We start from the raw sequence: 10,463 nt of genomic DNA, 5'->3' as shown, positions 1-10,463 counted from the left end.
CAAGATGGAGAAGCGCCACCTCGAGACGCGGCTGCGTCAGATGCAGGACGAGGGGACGCGGTTCCGCGCCGGCGTCGAGATCGGGTCCGACATCACCTGGTCCGACCTGCGGGCCCGGTATGACGCCGTCGTGGTCGCCACCGGTGCGACGGTGCCGCGGGACCTGCCGCTGCCCGGCCGTGATCTCGATGGGGTGCACTTCGCGATGGAGTACCTGGTCGAGTCGAACAAGGCCGTCGCCGGGGATGCGGTGCCGCAGCAGATCCACGCCGACGGCAAGCACGTGATCGTGATCGGCGGCGGCGACACGGGAGCCGACTGCATCGGCACTGCCCACCGCCACGGAGCGCTCAGCGTCACCAACCTCGCCATCGGCAAGCAGCCCCCCTCCGAGCGACCGGCGCACCAGCCATGGCCGATGTCACCCACCGTCTTCGAAGTGCAGTCGGCCCATGAGGAGGGCGGCGAGCGGTCCTATCTCGCCTCCACCGTCGAGTTCCTCGGCAACGACGCGGGCGAAGTACGCGCGCTCCGCGTCGCGGAGACCGAATACGTCGACGGCCGGCGCATCCCCAAGAGCGGCACGGAGCGTGAGATCCCCGCCGATCTGGTGCTCATCGCCATGGGCTTCACCGGTCCCGAGCGGGAAACGCTCGAACAGTTCGGCGCCAGCTTCAACGATCGCGGCAGCATCTCCCGCGCGGACGACTACCAGACCTCCGCAGAGGGCGTCTTCGTCGCCGGCGATGCCGGACGCGGGCAGTCGCTGATCGTCTGGGCGATCGCGGAGGGACGTGCGGCCGCCGCCGCCGTGGACACGTACCTCATGGGGCACACACTGCTGCCGTCGCCGGTGCGTCCCGGTGACGTCGCGATCGCTGTTCCCTCGGCCTAGGCTGGAAGCCCCATCCGTTCAGCCGGCTCGGCTGAAGTGATCCAAGACCCGTAACCGCCCCCGAAAACCCGGAGTCTGACACGTGAGACGCGCGAAGATCGTTGCTACCCTCGGCCCCGCGACATCCACCTACGAGACGGTTCGTGCCGTCATCGATGCCGGTGTGGACGTCGCCCGATTCAACCTCAGCCACGGGGACTACTCCGTGCACGAAGCCAATTTCGCGAACGTGCGGAAGGCAGCCGACGACGCCGGCCGCGCCGTCGCCGCCCTGATCGACCTGCAGGGCCCGAAGATTCGCCTCGGGCGCTTCGCCGACGGCCCGCACGAGCTCGCCGTGGGCGACACCTTCAAGATCACCACGGCCGATATCCCCGGGACGAAGGACATCGTCTCGACGACCTTCAAGGGCCTGCCCGCCGATGTGAAGCCGGGCGATGACCTGCTCATCGACGACGGCAAGGTGCGCGTGCGCGTCACCGCCGTCGACGGCGACACGGTGACCACCGAGGTCGTCGTGGCTGGTGCGGTGTCGAACAACAAAGGCATCAACCTGCCCGGGGTCGCCGTCAACGTCCCCGCCCTGAGCGAGAAGGACGAAGCCGACCTCCGCTGGGGTCTGCAGGCCGGCGCCGATCTGGTCGCGCTGTCGTTCTTGCGCAGTGCCGCCGACGTCGCCCGCGTGCACGAGATCATGGGCGAGGAGGGACGTAAGATCCCGGTGATCGCCAAGATCGAGAAGCCGCAGGCGGTCGAGGCGCTCGAGGAGATCATCAACGCCTTCGACGGCATCATGGTCGCCCGCGGCGATCTGGGTGTCGAGCTGCCGCTGGAAGCCGTGCCGATCGTGCAGAAGCGTGCGGTGGAGCTGTGCCGCCGGATGGCCAAGCCCGTGATCGTCGCGACGCAGATGCTGGAGTCGATGATCGAGTCGCCGGTTCCCACCCGGGCCGAGACCAGCGACGTCGCCAATGCGGTCCTGGACGGCGCGGACGCGGTGATGCTCTCCGGTGAGACCAGCGTCGGCAAGTATCCTGCCGTCGTCGTCGACACGATGGCCCGCATCATCGAGTCCACCGAGGAGCACGGCCTCGAGCGCATCGCGCCGGTGAACTCGAAGCCCCGCACACAGGCGGGCATCATCACCCTCGCCGCCGAGGAGGTGGCCGAGTTCGTCGAGGCCAAGTACATTTGCATCTTCACCGAGTCCGGTGACACCGCGCGCCGCATGTCGAGGTTGCGGCCCCGCATCCCGATGATGGCGTTCGCGACCGACCCCGCCATCCGGCGGCGCATGGCGCTGACCTGGGGAATCCGTTCCAGCCTGGTCGAACCGGTCGTGCACACCGACCTGATGTACCACCAGGTGGACGACTTCTTCCTCGCCTCCGGCCTCGTCGCCGAGGGCGAGAAGGTCGTCGTGATCTCGGGGTCCCCTCCCGGAATCATGGGATCGACCAACGACATCCGCATTCACAAGGTCGGTGACGCCGCGCACGGCAACGCGCCGGTGTATCAGACCGGGATGTGATCCCGGTCTGATACACCGGCGTCAGCCCTCGCTGGGAGCGAGCGATCGTTCCACGCCGTCGAGCGCGACATGGAGCTTCCGGGCAAACCAGTCCAGCGGGTCGGATGTCATCGCATCGGACATCGCGGTGTGGATCGCCTGGTGTTCCTGCTCGGTCGCGGGCCGTGCAGATGGCGATTCGACCTGATTCGGGGAGCGGACATCGACACCGCGGGTGTTGGAACCTCCGGTGTCGGACCGTGCGGAGTGTACGTGCTCGACACCGCGGCGGTTGTCGGTGACCATGTCGAAGACGATGTCGGCGGCGAGGATCGCGTTCGGCGGGGTGAAACCCTGCCGAAGCAGCGCGGCGCAGAGGTCATCGGTGAGGCACATCATCAGCGGCGGCACGAGGCCGCGGGCTGTTTCGGTGGCGGAGCCGGGATTCGCGGCCAGGAGGTGCCAGAAAGTGAGCGCATAGTCACTCAGTACCTCGCGCCAATGGCCGTCGAGGGAAGGCCAGGTGGCGTGTTCGAAGATGTGGCTGAGGCCGATCCGCACGAGTTCGTCCCGGTCTGTGACGTGGCGGTAGAGCGTGGTGTGGCCGACGCCCAGCTGGTCGCGCACCGCAGCGAACGTCAGGTCGGAGAAACCGACTGTGAGCACGGCCCGTGCGATCGCTTCACGGGTCAACACGGGCGGTCGCCCGATTCTTGCGGCAGACGTCATGGCTGTGGATGCTCCTCGTTCATGCGAGTCGCCGGCTTCGGAAGCTGGGATGGAGCAGCACGAAGACTGAGATCGAGGCCATGACGGTGGCGCCGACGATGATGGGCAACGGTTCCCAGACGCCGTAGAGCAGAGTGCTCGCCGTCGGCGCGACGACGAATGTCAGACCGTTCGTTGCGCCGATGAGCCCGGCGAGGCTGCCCTGTTCGTCACGGTGCATCAGCAGGGTCGGGCCCGCCGTGTATCCCGGCATCGCGATGCCAAGGCCGAGCCCGATCAGCAGAACCGCGGCGATGAGCACCCAGATGCCGAGGCTCGGAATCAAGAGCACGAAACCGCCCAGCGCGACGAACGTGCCGATACGCAGTAGCGTTCCCGCAGACCAGCCGCTCCTGGGAACGATGACTGCTTGCGCGACCACCATGCCGACCCCCGCGGCGAGCAACGATCCACCCGTGACGACGCCGGTGACCTGACCGGTGAGTGCGAAACGATCCTGCACCACGAAGCCGATGAGCACCTGCATGAACCCGAGTGCGGTGAACATGCCGAAACCCGCGAGCAGAAAGGGCCACACCCGCGCATCCGTCGGGCGCACCTTGGCCGGGTCTGGGATCAATTCCTGCCGAGGCTCTCGACGCAACTTCACGGCAACGAGCACGACAGTCACGACCAGCAGCGCGGGCACTGCCGCGATCGGCCAGATCAGCCCGAGTCCTGCGAGAGCTCCGCCGACCGCGGCGCCGGCGATCGTCGACACGCCCTGCACGGCCCCGATGCTGGCCATGCCCTTGGTGCGGGTCGCTTCGTCCGGGGTGACATCTGCGATGTACGCCTGCGCGGTCGGTGGGATGGCGGCGATCGCCGACCCGAACCCGATTCCGCGCAACAGGATGAACAAGGTGAACAGCAGCCCCGCAGGAATGAGCCCCTGCATGCCGAGCGCTGACACGATCGTGAAGCCGATCATGGTGAGGGCGGCCAGGGTGAGAGCCGCGACGAGCACGGGTTTGCGACCCCAGGACTGTGAACGACGCCCCCAGAACTGGCTGCTCACCACCACCATGACCGCTGCGGTGCTGATCGTCACCCCGATCTGCCACTCGGCGAGGCCGACCTCGCGAGCCAGGGGTGCGATGATCGGATTCAGGATCATCTGCCCGAGATACGTGAGGAACACTGTCGCAAGCAGGAGCGGGATCTGCGTCGCCGGGTGTGTTGGAGCCTCTGGAGCACGTCGCGGGGGTGCGACAGCGTCGGTGATCGGTTCTGGCTCGTGGTTCATCGTGTGGTCTCGCCTGCGGCGCGCCGGGCTCGGCTGCCTCGTGTGGTGCTCAGATCCGCGCGCATCTTCTTTTCGGGATGATAGTACCGAAACATAGTGAGAATCGTTACCATTAGATCGACGACGAGGGCGTCGCCGAGAGCGAGGAGAGTGCTCGGACCCCGGATGTCACGTCGGGTCCTTCTGTGCCGGTGGTGGGAGTCGAACCCACACGCCCTTGCGGGCAACCGATTTTGAGTCGGTCGCGTCTGCCATTCCGCCACACCGGCAATCGTGCACATCGACGATACCGCAGTCGCCGACTCGCTCCGTGCCACGGGACCGGTTCGACGAGTCCGGGTGCGGGTGCCGTAGGATTCAAGGGTGACTGATCAGGAACAGAGCACGCCTGCCCCCGGTTCGCCGCGCCGCGTCGTCGTCGCCGAGGACGAATCGCTCATCCGGCTCGACATCGTCGAGATCCTCCGCGACAACGGTTTCGACGTGGTGGCCGAGGCGGGCGACGGTGAGACCGCGGTTCAGCTGGCGACGGAGCTGCGTCCGGACCTGGTCATCATGGACGTGAAGATGCCGGTGCTCGACGGCATCAGTGCGGCCGAGCGTCTGAGCAAGGCCAACATCGCCCCGGTCGTGTTGCTGACCGCGTTCAGCCAGAAGGAACTCGTCGAGCGTGCCAGCGAGGCCGGCGCACTCGCCTACGTCGTCAAGCCGTTCACTCCGAACGACCTCCTCCCGGCCATCGAGATCGCGCTGGCCCGTCACGAGCAGATCATCACCCTCGAGGCCGAGGTCGCCGACATGGTGGAGCGGTTCGAGACGCGCAAACTGGTCGACCGGGCCAAGGGCCTACTCAACGAGAAGATGGGCTTGGGCGAGCCCGAGGCGTTCCGGTGGATTCAGAAGGCCTCGATGGATCGCCGCCTGACGATGCAGGATGTCGCCAAGGCGATCATCGAGCAGCTTTCGCCCAAGAAGAGCTGACGCCGCCCCCGCCTCAGGCGGGGTGATCCTTGATCACATTCGTGATGCGGACGGTGGACAGCCGTCGCTCCCGTTCGTCGGTCACCACGATCTCGTGGACGGTGAGCGAGCGACCGAGGTGCACGGGAGTGCACACGCCGGTCACCGTGCCGGAGGTCGCCGAATGCGTGTGTGTCGCGTTGATGTCGACGCCGACAGCCAACCGCCCCGGGCCGGCGTAGAGGTTCGCAGCCATCGAGCCCAGTGACTCCCCGAGCACGACGTAGGCACCGCCGTGCATGAGGCCGACCGGTTGGGTGTTGCCCTCGACGGGGAGAGTCGCGACGGCGCGCTCGACGGAGAACTCGATGAAACGCATCCCCATCCTCTGCGCGAGAGCGCCCATTCCCCGTTGGGCGACCCAGGCGAGGCCGTCGATCTGTGGTGTCGTATCGCTGCTCATCTCGGGTCTCACGATAGCCGTTCGTGTCCGCGCTCCCGGCTAGGCTGTCGGGGTGAACGACTCGGCACAGTCCACCCTTCTCGTCGTCGACGGCCATTCGCTGGCCTACCGTGCGTTCTACGCGCTGCCGGTCGACAACTTCTCCACGAAGGAGGGCCAGCACACCAACGGCATCTACGGCTTCTTGTCGATGTTCGTGAACCTCGTGAAAGCCGAGCAGCCGACGCACCTCGCGGTTGCGTTCGACACGTCGCGGCAGTCGTTCCGCACGCGCGAGTATCCGGAGTACAAGGCGAACCGCGCCGAGTCCCCGGCCGAGTTCAAGGGTCAGATCCCGCTGCTGCAGGAGTGTCTGGCGGCCATGAACGTGACAGTCCTCACCAAGGAGGATATCGAGGCCGACGACATCCTCGCCACCCTCGCGACCCGCGGCGCCGAAGAAGGGTTCGAGGTGCTGGTGTGCTCGGGGGACCGCGACACCATCCAGCTCGTCACCGACGATGTCACGTTGCTCTACCCGAGCGTGCAGGGCGTGTCGCAGCTGAAGCGGTACACGCCGGATGCGGTCGTCGACAAGTACGGTCTCCCGCCGCACAACTATCCCGACATCGCGGCGCTGGTCGGGGAGACCAGCGACAACCTGCCGGGCGTTCCCAAGGTGGGGGAGAAGACCGCTGTCAAGTGGTTGACGCAGTTCGGCTCGCTCGACGCGCTGCTGGAGCGGGCCGACGAGATCAAGGGCGTCGTCGGGGGGAACCTGCGCGACCACCTCGACGACGTGCGCCGCAACCGTTCCCTCAACGCGCTGGTGCGCGACGTCGACCTTCCCGTCGGTCCCCCCGATCTGACGATGCGGCCCATCGACGCCGAAGCCGTCCGCGACATCTTCGCCCGGCTTGAGTTCCGCACGCTACTGCCGCGGGTCTTCGATGCGTTCGGGGCCGATGCGTCCGACGCCGGTCCGAGCGAGACGTCCGCCGCGCCCACCCCGGTCGAGGCCGATGCCGCCGCGCTGGCGGACTGGACGACGGCAGCCGCCGGCGAGATCGGGGTCACCGTCACGGTCGCCGAGGGGATGCCGGTGCGCATCGGCCTGGCCTCTGTGGACGGCGCGGTCGAGGCGTCGTGGTCGGACGAGGTCGCCGCCGCTGTGGCGGGATGGCTCGCCGGCGACGACCCGAAGGTGTTCTCCGACGCGAAACCGCAGTTGAAGGCCTTGCGTCGTGCCGGCATCCGCGTCGGGGGCGTCGCGTTCGATGTCGTTCTCGCCGGGTGGCTGATCCGGCCGAGCTTCCCCGACAAGTCCCTGGCCGACCTCGTGGGCCGGTACCTTGACGAGAAGCTCCCCGAGTCCGACCCGACCCAGCTCGTCCCCGAGACCGAGGGTGCCACGGCGGGCCAGCTCTCGTGGTACACGTTGCGCGTCGCCGACGCCGTGCGCGAGGCGATGCCGTCGCCGGTGGCGGCCGTGCTCGCCGACATCGAGTTGCCGGTGCTGGACACCCTCGCCGACATGGAGCTGGCCGGTGTCGCCGTCTCCCACCCCACGCTCTCGGGGTTTTCGACCGAGCTGGGGGAGCGGGCCGATGTGATCGCGCAGGAGGCGTTCGAGACGATCGGCCGCGAGGTGAATCTGGGGTCGCCGAAGCAGCTGCAGGAGGTGCTGTTCGACCAGCTCGCGCTCCCCAAGACCCGCAAGACCAAAACGGGTTACTCGACGGATGCCGCCGTGCTCGCCGACCTCCAGGAGACCAACCCCCATCCGTTCCTCGACCTGCTGCTGCGCCATCGGGAAGCCACGAAACTGCGCCAGATCATCGAGTCGCTGGACAGCGCGATCGGCGCCGACGGCCGCATCCGCACGACGTACGTGCAAACCGGCAGCCAGACGGGCCGGCTGTCGAGCACCGACCCGAATCTGCAGAACATCCCGGTACGCACGGAGGAGTCCCGCCGGATCCGCTCCGCCTTCGAGGTGGGGGAGGGGTATGAGACGCTGCTGACCGCGGACTATTCGCAGATCGAGATGCGGATCATGGCGCACCTGTCCGCGGACCCGGGCCTGGTGGAGGCGTTCAATCTCGGTGAGGATCTGCATCGCTTCGTCGGTGCGCGCGTCTTCGGCGTCGGGCCGGCCGATGTCAGTGCGGCGATGCGCACCAAGGTCAAGGCGATGTCATACGGGCTGGTGTACGGGCTGTCGGCGTTCGGGCTGTCCAAGCAGCTGCGAATCGAGCAGTCCGAGGCCAAACAGCTCATGGTCGACTATTTCGACCGCTTCGGAGCGGTGCGCGACTACCTCCGCGGTGCGGTCGCCCAGGCTCGCATCGACGGCTACACCGAGACAATCTTCGGGCGCCGACGCCCGTTCCCCGACCTCGGTAGTCCGAACCGCGTGCTTCGTGAGAACGCGGAGCGGGCCGCGCTGAACGCGCCCATCCAGGGCAGCGCCGCCGACATCATGAAGATCGCGCTGTTCCGCATCCACGACGAGCTGATCGACGCGCACCTGCGGTCGCGGGTGCTGCTGCAGATCCACGACGAGCTCGTCGTGGAGGTGGCGGCCGGCGAATGGGACGCGGTGGAGAGCATCGTGCGTGCCCGCATGGCCGATGCCGCCGAGCTGTCGGTTCCGCTGGACGTGCAGATCGGGCGGGGCGACGACTGGGACCTCGCGGCTCACTGACCGCGGACGCCCGCCATCGCGGTGAACCACGCCGCGGTCGCTCCGGTGACCGCGGGGGAGTCGAACGCGGCGTCCTCGTGGGTGGCACCGGTCACCAGAAGCGCCTCGCAGCGCGCCCCGCGTTCGCGGAGGGCCTCGTACAACCGCACGGACTGCTGCGGGCTGATGAGTCCATCGTGGGTCCCGTGGATCAGGAGTGTCGGCGGCGGCGACGCGCCGAGGTTCCACAGTGGACTGGCGGCTCGCAGCGCGTCAGTCGCGTCGTCGCCGGGCGCGGCCCCGACCAGCTCACGCTCGAAGTCCGGGCGGGGGCCGGCGGGATCGACGAACGGGGGCAGCACGGCCCCCTCGGGCGGGGTGTCGGTCGCCATCGCCGCCAGGTCGGTTGCGGGGAACCACGCGACGACTGAGCGGATCGGGTTGTCGGGCTGGTCGCCCGGCCACACCGACAGATAGCTTGTCATAAGGGCGATCTGCCCACCCGCCGACGCGCCCCACAGACCCACCCTGTCGCGGTCGAGGCCCCACCGTGCGGCGTGGCGGCGGAGGTGGTCGACGGCGGCCACCGCATCGTCGCGTTGCGCTGGCCACAGTGACTCACCGCTGAACCGGTACGATACCGCGGCCACCGCAATGCCGGCGCGGGCGACGGGTTCGAGCCGGTCGGCGCTGCCCGCGGCACGAGACCCCTGGCGCCAGCCGCCGCCGTGGAAGTAGAGGACGACCGGGAGCGGGCCGGGGGCGTGCCGGGGCAGGTAGAGGTCGAACCGTGACTCTCGCTCGCCGAGGCGCGCGTACACGAGGTCGCGTTCCACGACAACCTCGGCGGTCACGTCGTGCCCCGGGGCGAGCGAACCGACGGCACCGCCGCGCGGACGTGGGACATGACCTGAGCGAAACGGGCGAGGTTGTCGTGTGCCTGCGCCGCGGTCATCGTGCCGAAGACGAGTGTCGCCTCGAAGTAGTTGACGGGCGCGGCCGAGAGCTGCGCCAGGATCGCGTCGGTCACCGTCTCGACCGAACCCACCAGTGCGTTTCCCTTGGCCATCATGTTGTCGAGATCGTAGGAGGCGTCGAACGCGGTGTTGTCGTGCTCGTGCCACAGCCGGAGGAGGTCGCTCGTGAAACGCGTTCCCGCGTCGCGGAACAGGTCGAGCGCGGCGTCATCGGTCTCGCCGACCACCACCGATGCCGACGGGCCGACGCGCAAGGGGTGGGGGAGCGCCGCGCCCGGGATGACGGCCTCCCAGTACGCCCGGGCGACCTCAGCGAGTTGCCCGGAGTTCCACCGGCCCGCCAAGCTGATGCCGTTGCTGGCGGCCCAGGTCGACGAGGAGGCGTTGGTGGAGGCGTACCAGAGGGCGGGTCGCGGGTGCTGCACCGGGGTGATCGACAGGGGCACCTGCTCGCCGTCGGCGGTGACGTACGCCCCCGTCTCGAAGGTCTCGCACAGCGAGGCCAGCACGCGGTGGTACTCCGGCATCCGCTGCGGCGCGTCCACGCCGAAGAAGGACAGCTCGAACGGGCTGATGCCGGCCCCGACGCCCACGTCGACACGCCCCTCGGTGAGCCGGTCGAGTGTGGCGATCTCTTCCGCGAGGCGGAGCGGATGGTACATCGGGAGCACGTAGACGAGGGCCCCGATGCGCATGGTGCGGGTGCGCTGTGCGAGTGCGGCGAGGAAGAGGTTGGGGGAGGGGCACACCGACAGCGGCGTGCCGTGATGCTCGGTCACGTGGTAGTGATCGATACCGGCCGCTTCTGCCGCGACGGCGAAATCGAGCCGTTCGCGCAGGACCGCCCCGGGGTCCTTGCCGCCGCGGTCGAAGGAGTCGAACACGCCGAAAGCGATGTCCGTCGCCGGTCCCGCGCACTCGTGGGCACTGTCGACGGGAGTCATGACCCCAGGGTAGCCCCCGGGCGCTGCGCCGCTTC

Annotated in this window: 9 protein-coding genes and 1 tRNA gene; 4 read left to right on the top strand and 6 right to left on the bottom strand. The window is 68.2% G+C overall.

All coding sequences use genetic code 11. The annotated features are described in order from the left end of the window. Positions 1 to 895: FAD-dependent oxidoreductase (locus ACK5KK_RS04360; RefSeq protein WP_416888868.1), on the top strand; the 895-nt coding region annotated here is incomplete at its 5' end. Positions 896 to 977: 82 nt separating this feature from the next. Continuing rightward, positions 978 to 2,426, top strand: coding sequence for a pyruvate kinase (pyk, locus tag ACK5KK_RS04355; protein ID WP_416888867.1), 1,449 nt, complete (start codon positions 978 to 980; stop codon positions 2,424 to 2,426). A 21-nt stretch (positions 2,427 to 2,447) separates the two neighbouring features. Here pyk and ACK5KK_RS04350 read toward each other — a convergent pair whose 3' ends face one another. From ACK5KK_RS04350 to ACK5KK_RS04340, 3 genes are all read right to left on the bottom strand, one after another. Next, positions 2,448 to 3,101, bottom strand: coding sequence for a TetR/AcrR family transcriptional regulator (locus ACK5KK_RS04350; RefSeq protein WP_416888866.1), 654 nt, complete (start codon positions 3,099 to 3,101; stop codon positions 2,448 to 2,450). A gap of 52 nt (positions 3,102 to 3,153) precedes the next feature. Then, positions 3,154 to 4,419: an MFS transporter gene (locus tag ACK5KK_RS04345; protein WP_416888865.1), complete on the bottom strand. Its 1,266-nt coding sequence runs from the start codon at positions 4,417 to 4,419 to the stop codon at positions 3,154 to 3,156. 186 nt (positions 4,420 to 4,605) lie between these two features. Further along, positions 4,606 to 4,688: transfer RNA gene (locus ACK5KK_RS04340), tRNA-Leu, on the bottom strand. 94 nt (positions 4,689 to 4,782) lie between these two features. On the opposite strand from ACK5KK_RS04340, the gene ACK5KK_RS04335 reads away from it, so the two are divergent. Then, positions 4,783 to 5,400: an ANTAR domain-containing response regulator gene (locus ACK5KK_RS04335; RefSeq protein WP_416888864.1), complete on the top strand. Its 618-nt coding sequence runs from the start codon at positions 4,783 to 4,785 to the stop codon at positions 5,398 to 5,400. A 13-nt stretch (positions 5,401 to 5,413) separates the two neighbouring features. Here ACK5KK_RS04335 and ACK5KK_RS04330 read toward each other — a convergent pair whose 3' ends face one another. Beyond that, a complete protein-coding gene (locus ACK5KK_RS04330) occupies positions 5,414 to 5,842 on the bottom strand; it encodes a PaaI family thioesterase (RefSeq protein WP_416888863.1) in 429 nt (142 codons plus the stop codon). 52 nt (positions 5,843 to 5,894) lie between these two features. On the opposite strand from ACK5KK_RS04330, the gene polA reads away from it, so the two are divergent. Further along, positions 5,895 to 8,528, top strand: coding sequence for a DNA polymerase I (gene polA / locus ACK5KK_RS04325; protein WP_416888862.1), 2,634 nt, complete (start codon positions 5,895 to 5,897; stop codon positions 8,526 to 8,528). Here polA and ACK5KK_RS04320 read toward each other — a convergent pair. Together ACK5KK_RS04320 and ACK5KK_RS04315 are read right to left on the bottom strand one after the other, a co-directional pair. Further along, entirely contained in the window at positions 8,522 to 9,361 is an 840-nt protein-coding gene (locus ACK5KK_RS04320; protein ID WP_416888861.1) for an alpha/beta hydrolase fold domain-containing protein, read from the bottom strand. The genes polA and ACK5KK_RS04320 overlap by 7 nt on opposite strands. Further along, a complete protein-coding gene (locus tag ACK5KK_RS04315; RefSeq protein WP_416888860.1) occupies positions 9,358 to 10,428 on the bottom strand; it encodes an LLM class flavin-dependent oxidoreductase in 1,071 nt (356 codons plus the stop codon). The genes ACK5KK_RS04320 and ACK5KK_RS04315 overlap by 4 nt, the downstream gene beginning before the upstream one ends. Positions 10,429 to 10,463: the final 35 nt, after the last annotated feature.

Origin of the sequence: Microbacterium sp., assembly GCF_047972865.1 — a bacterium.
Taxonomy (GTDB): domain Bacteria; phylum Actinomycetota; class Actinomycetes; order Actinomycetales; family Microbacteriaceae; genus Microbacterium.
This window is presented reverse-complemented; position numbering and strand designations above follow the sequence as displayed.

Coding starts and splice junctions, on each gene's coding strand:
- ACK5KK_RS04330 (WP_416888863.1), bottom strand. CDS start 5,842: ATGAGCAGCGATACGACACCACAGATCGACGGCCTCGCCTGGGTCGCC.
- ACK5KK_RS04345 (WP_416888865.1), bottom strand. CDS start 4,419: ATGAACCACGAGCCAGAACCGATCACCGACGCTGTCGCACCCCCGCGA.
- ACK5KK_RS04315 (WP_416888860.1), bottom strand. CDS start 10,428: ATGACTCCCGTCGACAGTGCCCACGAGTGCGCGGGACCGGCGACGGAC.